Origin of the sequence: Alcanivorax sp., assembly GCF_002726155.1 — a bacterium.
GTDB lineage: Bacteria > Pseudomonadota > Gammaproteobacteria > Pseudomonadales > Alcanivoracaceae > Alcanivorax.
The window spans coordinates 26,538-44,582 of the sequence record NZ_PBSH01000036.1; the positions used below are offsets into that span (position 1 = coordinate 26,538).

The window sequence follows — 18,045 nt, forward strand, 5'->3', positions numbered from 1 at the left end:
GCCGCAGAGCGGCACAAAAAAAAGCCCGCACTCATCGAGTGCGGGCTCTCTGTTTGGCGGAGGGGGTGGGATTTGAACCCACGGACGGTCTCCCGTCGCCGGTTTTCAAGACCGGTGCATTCGGCCACTCTGCCACCCCTCCAAGGTGGCAGCAATAATACATGAGCAATGAGGCCAGTCAACGTCGAAGCCACAATACCGCGCACGACTGGTTGAGTTTTGATCGCTGAGCGGATCCGTTCAGCTCAATCGGAATAACGACGGAAAATTCGCTGCTTGGCGCGCTCGTATTGCGCCTGGTTGATAGCCCCTTCCTGCATCAGCCGGCGGTGCTCTGCCACTTCTGCCGCCAGCCGTTCTTTCCTGTCGGGCAACAGGCTCCAGGCTCGCTCTCCCCGTAGCTGCAGCGCGCCAACCACCTTTGCGAAACGCTTTCTGTCTCCGCGCTGATCAAACAGGTCGAACATCACCACCCGCCCGTTACGGGTATAGAACAGCAGGCGCCGGGACGAGCCCCGCAGGCAAAACCCCACACACAGCAAGGACACCCCCAGCGCAGCCAGCGCGGCAACGGCCTGCCCCACAGCCAACAGGAGCCCGGCAACGATGAGTGCCAGCACTGCAACACTCAGGGACCGCCAGGCAATTTCACGATAAGCACTTGGAGAGTCTGCCAGAAACGCCAGATTGATGATCCGCGTTACCTCGCGCCGGCCACGCTGCTCCGTCCATTCAAGATAGCGACCATTGAAAAGGATGATCCGGCGGTGTCGCCCCAACAGCCGGTTTTTCTGTTCGAAAACCAGCTCATGGCGACGCGATGCCAAGTCCGGCACTTGAAGCAAATCGTTGTACAACGAATGCCGATTCTGTACCGCTGCCAGCTCGATTTGCTCACTTTCAGTGGCAGCCAGCGATAATGCGCTCATAAGGCCCCCTCAGCTCAGACTCAGGCATTTTAAGTACGAAAATAGTATTACGTACTTGCCATGCCATCCCGAGATAAGGGTCACAAAAGTGCACATCTGTCGTCACCGGCGATCCTTGGCGACTCACCCGGCACTTTCTCATGGCGAAAAGCCGGTTTAACGCTTGATTTTGCCCCCCTCGCCCTTATGATCACAGGAACAATTGGCAAGGATGAGTGATATCATGAATAACCCGACCAACCCCTACTCCGCCCCCCACCAGCACGGCGTTGCCGTTTCCGGGGAGCGCGCGGCCCAGGTACTGAAAAACACCTATATGCTGCTGGGGCTGTCACTCGTTGTGGCAACCGGCGCGTCCTGGTTTGCCATGGCCAGCAACATCGGCTTCGTTAACGTCTGGCTGACCATTGGTGTCTATTTTGGTCTGCTGTTCGCCACCAACGCGCTGCGCAACAGCGCCTGGGGCATTCTGGCTGTCTTCGGCCTGACCGGCTGGCTGGGCTTCACCACCGGCCCAATCATTAACATGTACGCCCAGATCCCCGGCGGCATGGAGATTGTAACCACCGCTCTGGCTGGCACTGCCGGTATTTTCGTAGCCATGTCGGCCATTGCCCTTGTGACCCGCAAAGACTTCAGCTTCCTTACCAACTTCATCATGATCGGTATTCTGGTGGCGTTCGGGGCGAGCATCGCCAACATCTTCTTCGCCATCCCGGCGCTGAGCCTGGCGGTATCTGCTGCCTTTGTGCTGCTGTCTTCCCTGCTGATCATGTGGCAGACCAGCGCCATCATCCATGGCGGTGAAACCAACTACATCATGGCAACCGTGACCCTGTTCGTTTCCATCTACAACCTGTTCATGTCCTTGTTGCACCTGCTGACAGCACTCAGCGGCAACGATTAATGCGTTTCTCGCTACTGGTCAACGCGGCGGCGGATTCCGCCGCCGCGTTGACCGCCCTGCATACCGCCCAAGCCCTTCTCGACACCCCCGATCATCAACTCCACTGCCTGTTCTTCTACCGGGATGCCGTGCATCTGGCGAACCGTCATGCCTGGACCGGTGATGGCACCCAGGCCAGCACCGCCCAGCAGTGGCAGCAATGGCTTGCCCGTCATGATGTGAATGCCGTGGTTTGTGTGGGTGCCGCCCAGCGCCGGGGTATTGTCGCCACCGACGCGGACAACACACTGGCGGACGGCTTCTCTCTGGCAGGGCTGGGACAATGGGCAGAGGCACTCATCAACAGCGACCGGGTGATCCAGTTTGGCTAACCATACCCTCTACATCGCCACCGGCAGCCAACCCTTCTCCAGCCAGTTCCAGGAGATGCTGGACATGCTGCTCACCGGTGCAGCATTCGGACAGGCCACAACCTTGTGGCTTACGCCCCCTGCCCTTGCCACGCTAAAACTGTGCCCTAACGACACCCTGATGCAACTCACTGACTTCGGTGTGCGCTGCGTGACCGAAAAACCGGGACGCGAGGAAAACACACCCTGCCCGGTGAGCGCCGACCCGCTCGGGTATGATGAGCTGCTATCATTACGCACCCAATGCGATCAGATTCTGGTGTTCTGAATGTTGCACCTGCTTGGCTTTTCCCCCGACGATGACAACACGCGCCAGCGCTTCTCGGCGCTTTATACCCCTGGCGACATTTGCGTCTTCACCGATGCGGGCCTGTTACTTGCAACACGGCTGGAACTGAAAGGAGATGGCTACCTGCTGGCGCATGCCTCCTTACAACTCCCGGACAGCGCCCTGCCAGTGATAGATCATGCTGGTCTGATCACACTGATAGCCGAACACGGCCCGTGCACCAGCTGGTATTGAAACGCTTCCACGTACCATGCTTCACGCAACACGCCTTAAACCCGATGAGATGGAATCATGACTGAACATGCTTTTGCGCCTTTCGTTCGCACCCTGGGCCGCGGCAAACGCGCCCGCCGCAGCCTCACCCGCGAAGAAGCCCGTGAGGCCATGCAGGCCATCCTCGACGGAAACGTGGAAGATATTCAGCTGGGCGCTTTCCTGATGCTGTTGCGGGTAAAAGAAGAAACACCGGATGAGCTGGCCGGGTTTCTTGATGCCTGCCGACCCGCCTGCTACCAGGCCCTTGCCGAGCTGCCCCATGTGGAACTGGACTGGCCCAGCTATGCCGGCAAGAAAAAGCACCACCCTTGGTACCTGCTGGCAACAGTGCTACTGGCCAGCAACGGCATCCGCACTTTTCTCCATGGCGGACCGGCGCACACTCCCAATCGCGTGTATACCGATCAGCTCCTGCCGCAACTGGGCCTGCCCGTTGCGCAAACCGTCGCTGAAGCGCACGCACACCTTGAAGAACACGGGCTGGCGTACCTGCCCCTGGAACAGTTCTGCCCGGCACTGGCACGGATGCTCACGCTGCGTTACTTCCTGGGCCTGCGCTCGCCAATCAACACCCTGGCCCGCAGCCTCAACCCTGCCCAGGCACCACTGTCCATGCAGAGTGTTTTCCACCCGGCTTACATCGAGCTACATCAAGGGGCGGCCACGCTGGCCGGTGATCGGGACCTGCTCCTGTTCAAGGGCGAAGGCGGCGAGCTGGAAATCCGCCCGGATGCACGTACCGCCATTCAAGGCATTCGCCATGGCGAGGCACTGCAAAGCGCAGTGATTGATAGCGCCATGCCTCGACAAACACCACCGGGCGACCCCAGTGCAGACACAGTTTTAAAGGTATGGCGCGGCGAAACCCGTGATGAGTACGGTGAACAAGCGGTTATTCATACCGTGGCCGTGGCGCTGTGGGGGCTCGACAAGGCGGACTCCCTGGAGGGTGCGCGCAAAGATGCCGCAGCACTGTGGGAAAACCGCGATAAGACACGGCTTTAAGGACCGCTGTCGGATTACGCCTTTCAGGCTCTCTGTACCCTTGGGTAAATCTGACCTACAAAACCGTGCTCTGTAGATCGGGTTTACCCAAGGGCGCAGAGAGGCGTAACCGTAAACCGACATGGATCTTTTCAGGGTTTAAACCAGCCGAACCTGGGATGCAGGCTGACCACGCTGCCCACGATAATCAATGTCGGCGCGTGGATTTCCCGGCCTTCTATATCGTCCGGAAGCTGATTCAGGGTGCCGGTAATCACCTCTTGCAGGTTGGTGGTACCCCGTGACACCAGCGCGATCGGCGTATCACCCGCACGGCCATGGGCGATCAGCTGGCTGCAGATTTGCCGCAAGCCCACCAGCCCCATGTAGAACACCACCGTCTCGGTTTCGCTGACCAAATGCTCCCAATCCAGATCCACCGAGCCATCCTTGCGGTGCCCGGTCACAAAGCGCACAGACTGGGCATGATCACGGTGTGTCAGTGGAATACCGGCGTAGGAAGCACAGCCACTGGCGGCAGTAATCCCCGGCACCACCTGGAAGTCGATGCCCTCAGCCACAATCAGGTCAATTTCTTCACCACCCCGGCCGAAGATGAACGGGTCCCCGCCCTTCAGGCGGCACACCTTCTTCCCCTGTTTAGCGTAATGGACCAGCAATTCATTGATGTTGTCCTGGGGCAGCGCGTGTTTATCGCGGGCCTTGCCCACGTACACCAGCTCCGCATCCCGGCGGGCCAGATCCACGATCCCCTTGCCCACCAGGCGGTCGTACAGCACCACGTCGGCTTTTTGCAGCAACCGCAGTGCCCGGAAGGTCAGCAAGTCCGGATCCCCCGGCCCGGCGCCCACCAGGTACACTTCGCCTCGACTCAGGGTGGCCGCATCAGCGGATTCGATGGCGGCAGCCAGCATGGCTTCCGCTTCGCTGTCCTTGCCCGCCAGCACTTTCTCCACCACCGGGCTATCCAGGGTCTGTTCCCAGAACAGGCGCCGCGCGCCGATATTGTCGAGTTTTTCTTTCAGCGGCTGACGGAAGCGGGCCATCAGGTCGGCCAGTCGCCCCCAGCGAGCCGGCAAGGACGATTCCAGCTGGGCACGTAGCTTACGCGCCAGCACCGGTGACGCGCCGGAGGAACTGATACTGATCAGCACCGGGGAACGGTCAACAATGGCAGGGAAGATGAAATCACCCAGCGACGGATCATCCACCACATTCACCGGCAGGCCACGTTGCTGCGCCAAGCCGGCAATCTGGGCATTAGTGTCGCGATCATCCGTGGCACAGATGACCAGTGCTACTCCGTCCAGATCCGCACTCGCAAACGCACGATCCACACAGGAGCCGCCACTTTGCACCACAATATCGCGCAGCTCATCGCACACATTCGGGGCAGCAACATTCACAACCGCACCCGAACGATGCAGAAGGCGCCCTTTACGCAGCGCCACTTCGCCGCCGCCAGCCAGCAGAGCCACTTTGCCCTGCAAACGCCAACTGATCGGTAAAAAATCCATGCTTGCTCCCGGTAAACGCCGGACGCTAGATGCATGACGCCTGACGCAAACAGCATAAACCCGGCGTTACAGGTTTGCCATACGGCGACACGCATTGTCGCAGCCGCCGTCGTTGCGCCAGAACAGCCTTACTTCAGGCGTTCCAGACCTCTCATGTAGGGACGCAATGCCTCAGGCACGGTCACGGAACCATCTTCGTTTTGATAGTTCTCCAGAATTGCCACCAGCGTACGCCCTACTGCCAGGGCAGACCCATTCAAAGTGTGTACCAATTCCGGCTTGCCGGTTTCCGGGTTACGCCAGCGAGCCTGCATGCGGCGTGACTGGTAGTCCTGGAAGTTGGAGCAGGACGAAATTTCCCGGTAACACTGCTGACTGGGGAGCCAGACTTCGATGTCATAGGTTTTGGACGAGGAAAAGCCCAGATCACCGCCACACAGGATCACCACTCGGTACGGCAAATCCAGCTTCTGTAGTACGGCTTCCGCATGCCCAGTGAGCGCCTCCAACGCCGCATCGGATTCCTCCGGGCGTACCATCTGCACCAGTTCGACCTTTTCGAACTGGTGCTGGCGGATCATGCCGCGGGTATCCCTGCCGTGACTCCCTGCCTCGGAACGAAAGCACGGCGTGTGGCAGGTGTAGCGACGCGGCATGGTGTCCGCTTCAAGAATCTCGTCCGCCGCCAGATTGGTCACCGGCACTTCCGCGGTAGGGATCAGGTATAGCTCTCGCTCTCCTTCCATCTTGAACAGGTCTTCCGCGAATTTAGGCAGCTGCCCTGTGCCGCGCAGGGCTTCCGGCCCGACCAGAAACGGCACATACACTTCCTGATAACCGTGTTCATCGCTGTGCATGTCGAGCATGAAATCGATCAGCGCCCGATGCATGCGAGCCAACCCGCCACTCATCACAGAGAACCGGGCGCCGGACAGTTTGGCCGCGCGCTCGAAGTCCAGCCCGCCGTCCAGGGCTTCACCCACATCCACGTGATCTTTGGGTTCAAACGGCAGCACCTTCGGAGTGCCCCACTGGCGCACTTCAACGTTGTCGTCTTCGTCATTACCCGCCGGCACCGCATCTTGCGGCACATTGGGAATGCCCATCAGAAATTCACGAATGTCTTCCTGAATCGCCTTGGCGCTGGCCACTTCCCGGTCGAGCTCAGCATCAATGGTTTGCAGGGTGTCGGCCACCTGTGCCTTCGCCTCTTCCACAGCCATACCGGACTTGATCAGTTCGCCCACCTGCTTGGAGGCTTTTTTGCGGTCAGCCTGCAACTCCTGGGAACGGATGTCGGCCTGCTTGCGCTTGGCATCCAGCGACGCAAACGCGTCCAGGTCCAGGGTGTAACCGCGTTTGCTCAGCGCCGTCTTGATCGCTTCGCCGTCCTGCCGCAGGGCACGAATATCCAGCATGCTTCTTTTACTCCAAAATCAAAAAAAGGCAGAGTTGGAAGTTTAAACTTCCAACTTCCCCACGTTATTCAAAAATCAGTCGGCCCAGCGCCAATCCCGCTATGCCGAGCATCAGACAAACCGTCACCGACGCCACTGCATAGCCCGCAGCCAGCGAAAAGGCCCTGGCTTCCACCATGCGCACCAACTCAAACGAAAAGGTGGAAAAAGTCGTCAGGGCACCGAGCATGCCGGTCATCAAGGCCAGTCGCCACACGTCTCCCACCGGCAGACTGGCCAGCATGACCGCCAGTAGTCCAAACAGAAAACTGCCAGCCAGATTCACCCCGAAAGTAGCCCAGGGCCAGGCCGGCATCGCCGGAACCCCAACCCACAGGCTGGTACCAAAACGCAGACAGGCGCCAATAGCGCCGCCGCAGGCCACCGCAATCCAGGGCAGCATGCCGCCTTCCGTAATTGCTGATACCGACATTATTTTCCCTTCCCGTAACGGGTCCAGTCGCTGCTAGCGTTCAGCTCACGCAGGCGTGCCAACTTTTCCCCTACCTTGATTTCAAGCCCGCGATTTACCGGCTCGTAAAGACGGGTATTTTGCAGGCTCACCGGAAAGTAGTTTTCCCCGGCCACAAAGGCCTCGGGAAAATCATGGGCATAATGATACTCGGCACCGAAGCCTTCGTCTTTCATAAGCTGGGAGGGCGCATTACGCAGGTGCAGAGGCACTTCGTCGGTGGGCTGCTGGCGAACCAGCGCGCGCGCCTGGTTATAGGCGTTGTAGACCGCGTTACTTTTCGGCGCTACCGCCAGATAGGCAATGGCCTGAGCGATCGCCAGCTCCCCTTCCGGGCTCCCCAGACGTTCCTGTACATCCCAGGCCTGCAGGCAGAGAGTCAGTGCCCTCGGATCTGCGTTACCTATGTCTTCACTGGCCATGCGCACGACGCGCCGGGCAATGTAGAGCGGGTCGCAACCGCCGTCCAGCATGCGCGCGAACCAGTACAGGGAAGCATCCGGATCCGAACCACGCACAGACTTGTGCATGGCGCTGATCTGGTCATAGAACAGGTCGCCACCCTTGTCGAAACGGCGTACCGCGTCACGCAATACCTCGCGCATCAGCTCCGCATCAATTTGCGGCGTATCCATGTCGGCCAGGTCCGCAGCGACTTCGAGCATGTTCAGTAGCCGCCGGGCATCCCCGTCGGCGTAATTGAGTAGCAACTCCTGCGCCTCGGCATCCAGTTCCATGCCGTTAAGGCTTGGGTCATGCAGCGCCCGAGCCAGCAACCCGGTCAGATCTTCCGGCGCCAGCGCACGCAACCGGTATACCCGTGCTCGCGACAACAACGCATTGTTCAGCTCAAAAGACGGGTTTTCAGTGGTCGCGCCAATGAAGGTGATGGTCCCTTCCTCCACGTGGGGAAGGAATGCATCCTGTTGGGCCTTGTTGAAGCGGTGCACCTCATCCACAAACAGGACAGTGCGTCGCCCCTGGCCCAGGCGAATCTGGGCCTGCTCAACCGCGGCGCGGATATCCTTTACCCCGGAAAGCACAGCGGACAGCGTGATAAACGCAGCATCCACGGTTTGCGCCATGATCAACGCCAGGGTGGTTTTGCCGGTACCGGGCGGCCCCCACAGAATCATGGAGTGCAATTGGCCGCGATCCAGGGCCTGGCGTAGCGGCTTGCCCTCGCCTACCAGATGCTGCTGGCCTACATAGTCATCCAGATGGGTGGGGCGCAGGCGCGCCGCCAGGGGCTGAGCCTGCTGGGCGGCATCGGCGGCAAAAAGATCGCTCATGGAAAATGCCTACTGGTGACCGGGCCGCGGCCGGGAACTCCGGCCACAGCCTCAATTACTGTTGTTGCTGAATGACATCCGTGCCTTCAGGCGGCTCGAAGTGGAACAGGTTGCTGTCGATGCCACCGTTCACGGTCAGACTCTTGAAGTCGATGACCGTCTGCTGGCCCAGTGCATCCTGCAGGCGCATGGATGCCGGCTCGCCGCCCTTGAAGGTCACATCCAGCTGGTCGAACAGCGGGTCCTGGCCTTTCGGCGTAAGCCGATACGTGACTTCGCCACCCTGATTATCACGTTCAGAAATACTGAATGCCTTGGCCACATCGGCAGGCTTGCCACCAAACAGCAGAGCCGGAGTTTGGCCCAGATCCTGGCTCAGGGGACGCACCACTACCTGTTCTAGGTCCTTGTCGTAAACCCAGACGGTTTTGCCGTCAGAGGCCGCCATCTGCTCGAAGGGAGACTCCGTGAGCCAGTAAAACTGGTTCCCGCGGGCCACCTGAAAACGGCCTGTGGCTTCCTGCATGTGCGTGCCGCCTTGATCCAGCACCACCTGCTCAAACTCCCCTTTCATGGACTTGAGTGCCTGCAGGCGATCCAGCAGATCATCCGTGGCGTCAGCCCATGCGGTAGACGCAAACAAGACAGCAGGCACCAACGTCAGACTCAACAGCAACTTCTTCATTCAATCTCCTTATTTGACCGGCGGCGGCGCGATCACTTCGCGCTGGCCATTGTTACCGGCCTCGGTGACCACCCCTGCCATTTCCATGGCTTCCACCAGGCGGGCGGCACGGTTATAGCCAATTTTCAGTTTCCGCTGCACGGACGAAATGGACGCACGGCGAGACTCGGTGACGATCGCCACTGCTTCATCGTAAAGCGGGTCATTCTCGTCATCGCTGCCGTCGCCGGCGCTTTCCATGCCAGGCATCGGTGCATTGAGGTCGCTGCCACCATCGAGAATTTCTTCCAGATAATTGGGCTCGCCGCGCTTGCGCCAATCGTCACAAACCCGGTGCACCTCTTCATCTGAGACAAAGGCGCCGTGAACACGTTCCGGAACACTGGTGCCGCCGGGCAAATAAAGCATGTCACCGTGGCCCAGCAGCTGCTCTGCCCCGCCCTGATCCAGCACGGTACGGGAGTCAATTTTGGACGATACCTGGAAGCCGATGCGCGACGGCACGTTGGCCTTGATCAGGCCAGTGATCACATCCACTGACGGACGCTGGGTGGCCAGAATCAGATGGATCCCGGCTGCCCGTGCTTTCTGGGCGATACGGGCGATCAGCTCTTCCACCTTCTTGCCCACGATCATCATCATGTCAGCAAATTCATCTATGACGATCACGATATAAGGCAGGTGCTCGGCCAGCGGCGCCTCCTCATCCAGATTCATTGGGTCATCCGGCTTCCACAGCGGGTCCTTCAGGGGCTCGCCTTTCTTCTTGGCGTCGTCCACCTTGCGGTTATAACCGGAGATATTCCGCACCCCCATGGAGGCCATCAGACGGTAACGACGCTCCATTTCGCCCACACCCCAACGCAGCGCACCGGCCGCTTCCTTCATGTCGGTGACCACCGGGGTGAGCAAGTGCGGAATGCCATCGTAGACCGCCAGTTCCAGCATTTTGGGATCGATCAAAATCAGGCGAACATCATCCGGGCTGGATTTGAACAGCATGGACAGCAGCATGGCGTTTACGCCCACGGACTTACCGGAACCGGTGGTACCGGCCACCAGCAAATGGGGCATTTTGGCCAGATCGGCCATCACCGGGCCGCCGGAAATGTCCTTGCCCAGCGCCATGGTCAACGGCGACGGTGCCTGGTCAAACATCTGTGTGCCGACCACTTCCGTGAAGCGGATCATTTCCCGTTGTTCGTTGGGAATCTCGATCCCCACGGTGGTCTTGCCGGGAATGACTTCCACCACACGCACGCTGATCACTGCCAGGGAACGGGCCAGATCCTTGGCCAAATTGGTGATCTTGGAGACTTTAATGCCTGCTGCCGGCTGAATCTCGAAGCGGGTAATCACCGGGCCAGGCTGCACCGCCACCACTTCCGCCTCGATATTGAAATCCTTGAGCTTGATTTCCAGCAGGCGAGACATGCCCTCCAGGGCCTCTTCAGAGTAACCGCCCGTGGATTCTTCCACCGCATCCAGCAGGCCTACAGGAGGCAGCTCACCGGACACTTCCGTGGTAAACAATTTCTGCTGTTTTTCTTTCTGAACCCGCGCGCTTTTTTCCACCGGCTTGGCGGGTTTGGCAATTTTCGGCGGGGTTCGCGTTTCTGCCTTTTTCTTCGCCTCGGTAATGACCTTGGCGCGCTTCTCGTGGGCTTCTTTCTTCTGTCGCTGCTCTTCGCGCTGGCGTTTTCGTGCCTGCCACCAGGCCGGCACTTTCTCGATAGCACCGAGCACCAGCGCGCCCAGCCCTTCAGCCAAAGCGATCCAGGACAAATCGGTAAAGATGGTCACGCCAATGAGAAACAGCGCTACCATCATCAAGGTACCGCCCAGCGGGTTGAACCCGGCCAGGGAGGCATCACCGACCTCATGACCGAGAATGCCCCCGGCGCCTTCCGGCAGCGTATCGCCCACGGTGAAATGCATGTATGACAGCGCGGTGCCCGCCAGCATAGTCAGGATAAAGCCCACCAAACGCAGGCTGAACAGCGGCCAGCTCCCCGGCAACCCGGCATGACGCTCACGCAACACCTTACCGGCCCAAAAGCCCAACAGCACCGGAAACAGGTAGGCCATATAGCCAAACAGACCCAGCAGCAGGTCGGCGCTGAACGCCCCTACCCGCCCCATGGCATTGCGGACCGCATCCACGTTGCCCACATAGGACCAGCCGGGATCACGGCTATCGAAACTGATTAACGCCAGCAGCAGGTAAAGGGAAAAGGCAATCAGAGCAATCACCATGCCTTCCACCAAACCGCGTTTGAGATGGCGGGAAAACCCGGACTGTCCTTGCCCGGCAACCGTTTTACTCACGCCTTGCCCCTCAATAAAGTCAAACTATTGGATAAAGAATAGCTGATAACGGATTGAAATTATTGCGATTGTAGTCAATCACAGTGAGGGCGGCCAGCTTTGCCCCTCCCGGTGTTCCCGGGCGCACGGCATTATCGCACAAAATAGCGGCAATCTGCGGCTCGCCCCCCGGGCAGTCACCTCTTCCTATCGCACTAATAGCCCATGATCAGGCTTCACGACGACCCGGTTTTACGGTAGTTTTCACTGCCTTGAATGTGCAGGCTTTGCCCCCACAGTTGGACACGTAAGGACGGACGCGGCATTACGTGCCCACCCACCTGCCCAACCTATATATTTACTGGAGTAACACATGAGCGACGTGCAGCACCATCGGCTGATTATTCTGGGTTCCGGCCCGGCGGGTTACACTGCGGCCGTCTACGCCGCCCGTGCCAACCTCAAGCCGGTTGTGATTACCGGTATCCAGCCGGGTGGCCAGCTCACCACCACTACGGAAGTGGATAACTGGCCCGGTGATGTGGAAGGCCTCCAGGGTCCGGACCTGATGGTGCGCATGCAGCAGCACGCCGAGCGTTTCGATACGGAAATGGTTTACGACCATATTAACGACGTGGACCTGAGCAGCCGGCCGATCACTCTCAAGGGCGACAATGGTACCTACACCTGCGACGCCCTGATCATCGCCACCGGCGCCACTGCCATGTACCTGGGCCTGGAATCCGAGGAAGCTTTCATGGGCAAGGGCGTGTCTGCCTGCGCCACCTGTGACGGCTTTTTCTACAAGGGCCAGAAAGTGGCGGTCATCGGCGGCGGCAACACCGCCGTGGAAGAAGCGCTGTATCTGTCCCACATTGCCGAGCACGTGACCCTGGTTCACCGTCGTGACAGCCTGCGCGCGGAGAAAATTCTGCAGGACAAGCTGCTCGCCAAGGACAATATCTCTGTCGAATGGGACCACACCCTGGAAGAAGTACTGGGCGATGACAGCGGTGTTACCGGCATGCGCATCAAGTCCACCAAGGGGGATGGCAGCAAGGACCTGGAACTGCAAGGTGTCTTCATTGCCATCGGTCACAAGCCAAATACGGATATCTTTGCCGGCCAGCTGGACATGAAAGACGGCTACATCAAGATCGCCAGCGGCACCGAAGGCAACGCCACCGCCACCAGCGTGGAAGGCGTGTTTGCGGCCGGCGACGTGGCGGACCATATCTACCGTCAGGCGGTGACTTCTGCTGGTGCTGGCTGCATGGCAGCGCTGGACGCCGAGCGCTTCCTGGACAACCTCAACGATTAATAGACCCGGAGGGCCACCGCATGGTGCCATGGCTGGAAGCTGGGGAGCCTTTCCCTGATACCCGCCTCGCCCTCACCGACCCGGACGGCCTGCTGGCTGCCGGGTCGGATCTCCACCCGCAAACCCTGCTGCAGGCGTATTCCGCCGGCATCTTCCCCTGGTACAACGCGGAAACCCAACCCATTCTGTGGTGGAGTCCGGCGCCCCGCTGTGTGATCTGGCTGGAGCAGCTGCATGTCAGCCGCAGCCTGTCCCGGCATCTACGTCAGGCGGATTTCACCGTCACCGTTGATCGCGACTTTGAAACAGTGATGCGCACCTGCGCCGCCCCGCGCCAGGGCGAACCCGGTACCTGGATCAGCGAGGAAGTAATAGAGGCCTACTGCCGATTACACCAACTTGGCTACGCCCACAGCGTGGAAATCTGGCAAAACGGCACCCTGGCGGGCTGCTTGTACGGCATTCAGCTGGGCCAGGTATTTTTTGGTGAATCCATGGCCTCGCCCCAGCGCAATGGCTCCAAAGTAGCACTGGTGGTGCTGCGCAACCTGGCCCGCACACTGGATATCCGCCTGCTTGATGCCCAGATCGAGAACCCTCATCTCATCTCCATGGGGGCCGAGATGATCCCCCGCGACGCCTTTGAGCGATGCCTTCGGGACTGGATTCCGGCCCAGCCCGCTCCTGTTCCCTGGCCAGATGGCCGGTTCGACTGGGCCACTCTGCAAGCCCTGTAATCCGCATGTCAGGCTTTTTAGCCCTCCTGCCCTGAGCTACACTTGCACCATGACTGACTTGTCCACGCTGCGCTTTTTCCGCACACCCGCCCATAGCTGCAGCTACCTGGAAGACCGCCAGGCCTCCACACTGTTTGTGGACCCGCAGGCCCAGCTATCACCGGAGCTCTATAGCGAATTGAGCCTGCTGGGGTTTCGCCGCAGCGGTGATTATCTGTATCGCCCGCATTGCGATAGCTGCAATGCCTGCATTCCTGCCCGGGTCCGCGTGGATGACTTCCGGCCGCGCCGGCGCCATCGTCGCATCCTCAAGAATAACGCCGACCTGGCGGTGAACCGGGAGCCGGCCCGCTTCAGTCGCGAGCTGTACAACCTTTATGCCAGCTACATCAATGACCGCCATGGCGATGGCGACATGTACCCGCCCTCGGAAGAACAGTTCACCAATTTTCTGACCTGCGAATGGGCCGACACCCATTTCTACGGATTTCGCCAGAAAGGCAAACTGCTAGCCGTGGCCGTCACCGACCAGCTCGACGATGGGCTCTCTGCGGTGTACACCTTCTTTGATCCTGCCTTGCCCGAGCGCAGCCTTGGGGTCATGGCGCTGCTGTGGCAGATCGAACAGTGCCAGCGATTGCAGCTTCCTTACCTGTATCTGGGCTATTGGATTCGCCAATGCCAGAAAATGAGCTACAAGAGCCAGTACCGTCCACTGGAAATTCTCGCTAGCGGAAGCTGGAAAGAACACGCCGAGCCCAGTGATTCCGGGGGTTAAGGCTTTCTCTGCACCCTTTTTCCAACTTCTTTTGCAGCCAAGGCCCTTTTACGGCACAATTGCGCGTCGCTAATAGCCGGTAACCCAAGGTATTTGTTGGATGGCGAAAGAAGAGCAAATCGAACTCGAAGGTGTCATCGTTGATACCCTGCCCAACACGATGTTTCGTGTGAAGCTGGACAACGGTCATGTAATTACGGCCCATATCTCCGGGAAGATGCGTAAGTTTTATATCCGCATCCTCACAGGGGATCGTGTAAAAGTGGAAATGTCTCCCTACGATCTCACCAAGGGACGCATCACTTTCCGGATGAAATAACCCGGAACGGCTCCGGCCGGATACACCAACAAAAAAACCCGGCATTGCCGGGTTTTTTTGTTGGTTCTGCGTGGCCAGGACAAGACAGACGAGCACCTTGCTATAAGGGAAAGGTGCCCTGCTGTCTTTGGTCTACGCGGGTTCCGCTGTGGCCGCTTCTACGGAAAGCACCAGTTCCCCGTCTTTTTCGGTGATATTGACCTGCCCTCCGGCACTGGCCAACTCGCCGAACAGCAGTTTCTCTGCCAACGGTTTCTTGATTTTTTCCTGGAGCAGACGCGCCATGGGGCGTGCCCCCATGTCTTTGTCGTAGCCCTTCTCAGCCAACCATGCGCGGGCGGCGTCATCCACGTTCAGCACCACACCACGCTCATCAAGCTGGGCCTGCAGTTCCACCAGGAACTTGTCGACCACACCCAGAATCACCTTGCTGGTGAGCGGCAGGAACTGGATGGTGCCATCCAGACGGTTGCGGAATTCCGGCGTGAACACCTTCTTGAGCATTTCCATGCCATCGGTACTGTTGTCCTGTTCGGTAAAGCCGATAGAACGCTTGTTCAGTACCTCCGCGCCCGCATTGGTGGTCATGATCAGGATCACATTACGGAAGTCCGCCTTACGACCGTTATTGTCGGTCAGCGTGGCATTGTCCATAACCTGCAGCAGGATATTGAACACTTCCGGGTGCGCCTTCTCGATTTCATCCAGCAACAGCACACAGTGCGGCGTCTTGGTGATCGCTTCGGTGAGCAAGCCGCCCTGATCAAAGCCCACATAGCCGGGAGGCGCGCCAATCAGACGGCTTACAGTATGGCGCTCCATATACTCGGACATATCGAAGCGCACCAGCTCTACGCCCAATGCGCGGGCCAACTGACGGCTCACTTCGGTTTTACCCACCCCGGTTGGGCCGGCAAACATGAAGCTGCCAATGGGCTTATTTTCACCCTTGAGGCCCGCGCGGGACAACTTGATCGCCGCCGAGATGGTGTCGATGGCCTCATCCTGGCCAAACACGGTCATCTTCAGGTCACGCTCGAGGTTACGCAGCAGCTCCTTGTCGGAAGAAGACACCTGTTTGGGGGGAATACGGGCGATCTTGGCCACCATATCCTCCACATCGGTTTCCTCAATAGTGTGCTTGCGCAAGTCTTCCGGGCGCAGCCGCTGCCAGGCGCCCACCTCGTCAATGACGTCGATGGCCTTGTCCGGCAGATAGCGGTCGTTGATGTAACGGGCACTCAGCTCGGCCGCCGCTTTCAGCGCCGCATCCGTGTAGCTCACGTCGTGATGGGCCTCAAAACGGCTTTTCAAGCCTTTGAGAATGCCCACCGTGTCTTCCACGGACGGCTCAACCACATCGATCTTCTGGAACCGACGCGACAGCGCCCGGTCCTTCTCGAACACGCCCCGGTATTCCTGGAACGTGGTCGAGCCCATGCATTTAAGCTCACCGGATGCCAGCAACGGCTTGAGCAGATTGGAAGCATCCATCACTCCGCCAGAGGCCGCACCGGCGCCGATGATCGTGTGGATTTCATCGATAAAGAGAATCGAGTTGGGCTCTTTCTTCAGCTCCGCCAGCAGGGTTTTCAAGCGTTTTTCGAAGTCGCCACGGTACTTGGTACCGGCCAGCAGTGCGCCCAGATCCAGTGAATACACCACCGCGTCCAGCAAGGGCTCGGGCACCTGCTTTTCCACGATCATCCGCGCCAGCCCCTCGGCAATGGCGGTTTTGCCGACACCCGGCTCGCCAACCAGCAAAGGGTTGTTCTTGCGGCGACGGCAGAGAATCTGCGCTGCCCGCTCAATCTCGAACGCACGCCCCACCAGCGGATCGATGCGATCTTCGCGGGCCATCTCGTTCAGGTTGGTGGCGTAATTATCCAGCGCGCTGGCTGGCGCGCCTTCTGCACCCGCCTCCATTTCCTGCTCAGTTTCAATGGAAGGCGCGTCGTCTTCGATCTGGGAAATGCCATGGGCAATGAAATTGACGATATCCAGGCGATGAATGTCCTGACAGTTAAGGAAATAAACCGCCTGACTCTCCTGTTCGTTAAAGATGGCCACCAGCACGTTTGCTCCGCTGACCTCTTTCTTGCCCGAGGACTGCACGCTGAACACAGCACGCTGCAGCACCCGCTGAAAGCCCAGTGTCGGCTGGGTATCGCGCTCCGGATCCGTGTCCGGCAGCAGCGGTGTTGAATCCTCGATAAACTGGGATAACGCATCACGCAATTCATCCAGGTCTGCGGCGCAAGCACGCAGGACCTCGACGGCCGCCTCGTTATCCAGCAGCGCCAGCAGCAAATGCTCCACGGTCATAAACTCATGACGGTGGCCACGTGCGTGGCGAAACGCCTCGTTAAGCGTCATTTCAAGTTCTTTGCTGAGCATAAGGCTACCTCACTGCATGGGCCCGCAAGGGCATCAGGCCTGTTCTACCTGACACATCAGCGGATGCTGATTCTCCCGGGCGTATTCCACCACTTGCGTGGCTTTTGTTTCGGCGATGTCCTGGGGATACACCCCGCACACCGCCTTTCCTTCAGTGTGCACCGTGAGCATGACCCGCGTGGCCTGCTCACGGCCCAGATTGAAGAAGTCTTCCAGTATCTCTACCACAAAATCCATCGGGGTGTAGTCGTCGTTCAACATCAACACCTTATACATGGATGGCGGCTTAAGCTTTGGCTTGGCCTCTTCCACGGCCATGTCACCGTGCCGATCCGGGTCTGAGGGGGAATCTGCCGGCCCGCCGCGTAGCGTGCCTGTTTCGTCAATCATTACCGGATGCCAATCTTGCTGATGCCAATTCATAAAGCCTCAAAACCGTTGTAACCCTGCTGGCGTCAGCAGGCAATGAAGAAATGATGGGTGGTCGGTGTTTTTTCAATCCCCCCGCTGCAAATCAATTCCAATGGATGATTTCACGGGGTTGACACCCTGCTGTGCATGTTTAAAAGTTGCACAATAGACTCAGGTGCCAGTTTACCGCAGCAGGCAGCCCGAGGATAAAAATAAACATATTCGCCATTGGATAGGCAGAGGGAAGGACCATGGCAACGGGACGAGTAAAGTGGTTTAACAACGCCAAGGGCTACGGTTTTGTACGCCCGGACGAAGGGGGCGAAGACCTGTTCGTCCATTATTCCTACATACAGATGGACGGCTACAAAAGCCTGAAAGCCGGGCAGCCCGTGGAATACGAGGTGCAACCGGCCAACAAGGGTTTCCACGCCATCAACCTGCGTGCCAACGAAGAAGCCAGTAACGAAGAAGGCGCCACTGAAGATCAGTCGACGCCTTCCTGACCCGCCCTGCCTGCTGGCGGGTCTCATTGA

Annotated in this window: 19 protein-coding genes and 1 tRNA gene; 10 read left to right on the forward strand and 10 right to left on the reverse strand. The window is 58.8% G+C overall.

Annotated elements, in window-relative coordinates:
* Window positions 1-54: 54 nt before the first annotated feature.
* Both CL546_RS10890 and CL546_RS10895 read right to left on the reverse strand, forming a co-directional pair.
* Window positions 55-142, reverse strand: a tRNA-Ser gene (locus CL546_RS10890).
* Between the two features lie 103 nt (window positions 143-245).
* Complete coding sequence (locus tag CL546_RS10895) at window positions 246-929, reverse strand: hypothetical protein (protein ID WP_290494880.1); 684 nt, start codon at window positions 927-929, stop codon at window positions 246-248.
* Between the two features lie 223 nt (window positions 930-1,152).
* On the opposite strand from CL546_RS10895, the gene CL546_RS10900 reads away from it, so the two are divergent.
* Genes CL546_RS10900 through CL546_RS10920 form a run of 5 tightly spaced genes read left to right on the forward strand, consistent with a single transcriptional unit; the run spans window position 1,153 to window position 3,816 of the window.
* The gene (locus CL546_RS10900; protein WP_063518968.1) at window positions 1,153-1,836 is read left to right on the forward strand and encodes a Bax inhibitor-1/YccA family protein; all 684 of its coding nucleotides are present in this window, start codon (window positions 1,153-1,155) and stop codon (window positions 1,834-1,836) included.
* A complete protein-coding gene (gene tusD / locus CL546_RS10905; RefSeq protein ID WP_290494882.1) occupies window positions 1,836-2,207 on the forward strand; it encodes a sulfurtransferase complex subunit TusD in 372 nt (123 codons plus the stop codon). Before CL546_RS10900 ends, tusD begins: the two co-directional genes overlap by 1 nt.
* The gene (locus tag CL546_RS10910; RefSeq protein WP_290494884.1) at window positions 2,200-2,514 is read left to right on the forward strand and encodes a hypothetical protein; all 315 of its coding nucleotides are present in this window, start codon (window positions 2,200-2,202) and stop codon (window positions 2,512-2,514) included. Before tusD ends, CL546_RS10910 begins: the two co-directional genes overlap by 8 nt.
* Window positions 2,515-2,769 carry a hypothetical protein gene (locus tag CL546_RS10915; protein ID WP_290494886.1) on the forward strand — a complete coding sequence of 85 codons (255 nt, stop codon included), beginning with the start codon at window positions 2,515-2,517 and terminating at the stop codon, window positions 2,767-2,769.
* Between the two features lie 57 nt (window positions 2,770-2,826).
* Window positions 2,827-3,816, forward strand: a complete 990-nt coding sequence (locus CL546_RS10920) for a glycosyl transferase family protein (RefSeq protein WP_290494887.1) — start codon at window positions 2,827-2,829, stop codon at window positions 3,814-3,816.
* Between the two features lie 131 nt (window positions 3,817-3,947).
* Here the strand turns inward: CL546_RS10920 and cysG are convergent, their stop codons facing one another.
* From cysG to CL546_RS10950, 6 genes are all read right to left on the reverse strand, one after another.
* A complete protein-coding gene (gene cysG / locus CL546_RS10925; RefSeq protein ID WP_290494889.1) occupies window positions 3,948-5,333 on the reverse strand; it encodes a siroheme synthase CysG in 1,386 nt (461 codons plus the stop codon).
* A gap of 128 nt (window positions 5,334-5,461) precedes the next feature.
* Entirely contained in the window at window positions 5,462-6,751 is a 1,290-nt protein-coding gene (serS, locus tag CL546_RS10930) for a serine--tRNA ligase (protein ID WP_290494890.1), read from the reverse strand.
* A 64-nt stretch (window positions 6,752-6,815) separates the two neighbouring features.
* On the reverse strand, window positions 6,816-7,223 hold the full coding sequence (locus CL546_RS10935; protein ID WP_290494891.1) for a fluoride efflux transporter FluC: 408 nt from the start codon (window positions 7,221-7,223) through the stop codon (window positions 6,816-6,818).
* Window positions 7,223-8,554 (reverse strand): replication-associated recombination protein A, encoded by a 1,332-nt coding sequence (locus CL546_RS10940; protein ID WP_290494892.1) that lies wholly within the window; start codon window positions 8,552-8,554, stop codon window positions 7,223-7,225. Before CL546_RS10940 ends, CL546_RS10935 begins: the two co-directional genes overlap by 1 nt.
* A gap of 55 nt (window positions 8,555-8,609) precedes the next feature.
* Window positions 8,610-9,239, reverse strand: a complete 630-nt coding sequence (gene lolA, locus CL546_RS10945) for an outer membrane lipoprotein periplasmic chaperone LolA (RefSeq protein ID WP_290494894.1) — start codon at window positions 9,237-9,239, stop codon at window positions 8,610-8,612.
* Between the two features lie 9 nt (window positions 9,240-9,248).
* Window positions 9,249-11,567, reverse strand: a complete 2,319-nt coding sequence (locus tag CL546_RS10950) for a DNA translocase FtsK (RefSeq protein ID WP_290494896.1) — start codon at window positions 11,565-11,567, stop codon at window positions 9,249-9,251.
* A gap of 352 nt (window positions 11,568-11,919) precedes the next feature.
* Between CL546_RS10950 and trxB the strand changes: the two genes are divergently transcribed.
* The 4 genes from trxB to infA all read left to right on the forward strand — a co-directional run bounded on the left by trxB (window position 11,920) and on the right by infA (window position 14,701).
* Window positions 11,920-12,867, forward strand: a complete 948-nt coding sequence (trxB, locus tag CL546_RS10955; protein ID WP_290494898.1) for a thioredoxin-disulfide reductase — start codon at window positions 11,920-11,922, stop codon at window positions 12,865-12,867.
* 20 nt (window positions 12,868-12,887) lie between these two features.
* Window positions 12,888-13,604, forward strand: coding sequence for a leucyl/phenylalanyl-tRNA--protein transferase (gene aat / locus CL546_RS10960; RefSeq protein ID WP_290494900.1), 717 nt, complete (start codon window positions 12,888-12,890; stop codon window positions 13,602-13,604).
* Between the two features lie 49 nt (window positions 13,605-13,653).
* Window positions 13,654-14,382: an arginyltransferase gene (locus CL546_RS10965; protein WP_290494902.1), complete on the forward strand. Its 729-nt coding sequence runs from the start codon at window positions 13,654-13,656 to the stop codon at window positions 14,380-14,382.
* 100 nt (window positions 14,383-14,482) lie between these two features.
* Complete coding sequence (gene infA / locus CL546_RS10970; RefSeq protein WP_007149029.1) at window positions 14,483-14,701, forward strand: translation initiation factor IF-1; 219 nt, start codon at window positions 14,483-14,485, stop codon at window positions 14,699-14,701.
* A 132-nt stretch (window positions 14,702-14,833) separates the two neighbouring features.
* Here infA and clpA read toward each other — a convergent pair whose 3' ends face one another.
* Window positions 14,834-17,098, reverse strand: a complete 2,265-nt coding sequence (gene clpA / locus CL546_RS10975) for an ATP-dependent Clp protease ATP-binding subunit ClpA (RefSeq protein WP_290494906.1) — start codon at window positions 17,096-17,098, stop codon at window positions 14,834-14,836.
* Window positions 17,099-17,131: 33 nt separating this feature from the next.
* A complete protein-coding gene (gene clpS / locus CL546_RS10980; RefSeq protein WP_050760192.1) occupies window positions 17,132-17,488 on the reverse strand; it encodes an ATP-dependent Clp protease adapter ClpS in 357 nt (118 codons plus the stop codon).
* A 272-nt stretch (window positions 17,489-17,760) separates the two neighbouring features.
* Here clpS and CL546_RS10985 point away from each other — a divergent pair, with 272 nt between their 5' ends.
* Window positions 17,761-18,015 carry a cold-shock protein gene (locus tag CL546_RS10985; protein WP_290494907.1) on the forward strand — a complete coding sequence of 85 codons (255 nt, stop codon included), beginning with the start codon at window positions 17,761-17,763 and terminating at the stop codon, window positions 18,013-18,015.
* Window positions 18,016-18,045 lie beyond the last annotated feature (30 nt).

What these genes read in the sequence shown, in the direction of transcription:
- CL546_RS10895 (WP_290494880.1), bottom strand. Translation starts at nt 929, where the DNA reads ATGAGCGCATTATCGCTGGCTGCCACTGAAAGTGAGCAAATCGAGCTG.
- CL546_RS10900 (WP_063518968.1), top strand. Translation starts at nt 1,153, where the DNA reads ATGAATAACCCGACCAACCCCTACTCCGCCCCCCACCAGCACGGCGTT.
- tusD (WP_290494882.1), top strand. Translation starts at nt 1,836, where the DNA reads ATGCGTTTCTCGCTACTGGTCAACGCGGCGGCGGATTCCGCCGCCGCG.
- CL546_RS10915 (WP_290494886.1), top strand. Translation starts at nt 2,515, where the DNA reads ATGTTGCACCTGCTTGGCTTTTCCCCCGACGATGACAACACGCGCCAG.
- CL546_RS10920 (WP_290494887.1), top strand. Translation starts at nt 2,827, where the DNA reads ATGACTGAACATGCTTTTGCGCCTTTCGTTCGCACCCTGGGCCGCGGC.
- cysG (WP_290494889.1), bottom strand. Translation starts at nt 5,333, where the DNA reads ATGGATTTTTTACCGATCAGTTGGCGTTTGCAGGGCAAAGTGGCTCTG.
- serS (WP_290494890.1), bottom strand. Translation starts at nt 6,751, where the DNA reads ATGCTGGATATTCGTGCCCTGCGGCAGGACGGCGAAGCGATCAAGACG.
- CL546_RS10935 (WP_290494891.1), bottom strand. Translation starts at nt 7,223, where the DNA reads ATGTCGGTATCAGCAATTACGGAAGGCGGCATGCTGCCCTGGATTGCG.
- CL546_RS10940 (WP_290494892.1), bottom strand. Translation starts at nt 8,554, where the DNA reads ATGAGCGATCTTTTTGCCGCCGATGCCGCCCAGCAGGCTCAGCCCCTG.
- lolA (WP_290494894.1), bottom strand. Translation starts at nt 9,239, where the DNA reads ATGAAGAAGTTGCTGTTGAGTCTGACGTTGGTGCCTGCTGTCTTGTTT.
- trxB (WP_290494898.1), top strand. Translation starts at nt 11,920, where the DNA reads ATGAGCGACGTGCAGCACCATCGGCTGATTATTCTGGGTTCCGGCCCG.
- aat (WP_290494900.1), top strand. Translation starts at nt 12,888, where the DNA reads ATGGTGCCATGGCTGGAAGCTGGGGAGCCTTTCCCTGATACCCGCCTC.
- CL546_RS10965 (WP_290494902.1), top strand. Translation starts at nt 13,654, where the DNA reads ATGACTGACTTGTCCACGCTGCGCTTTTTCCGCACACCCGCCCATAGC.
- infA (WP_007149029.1), top strand. Translation starts at nt 14,483, where the DNA reads ATGGCGAAAGAAGAGCAAATCGAACTCGAAGGTGTCATCGTTGATACC.
- clpA (WP_290494906.1), bottom strand. Translation starts at nt 17,098, where the DNA reads ATGCTCAGCAAAGAACTTGAAATGACGCTTAACGAGGCGTTTCGCCAC.
- clpS (WP_050760192.1), bottom strand. Translation starts at nt 17,488, where the DNA reads ATGATTGACGAAACAGGCACGCTACGCGGCGGGCCGGCAGATTCCCCC.
- CL546_RS10985 (WP_290494907.1), top strand. Translation starts at nt 17,761, where the DNA reads ATGGCAACGGGACGAGTAAAGTGGTTTAACAACGCCAAGGGCTACGGT.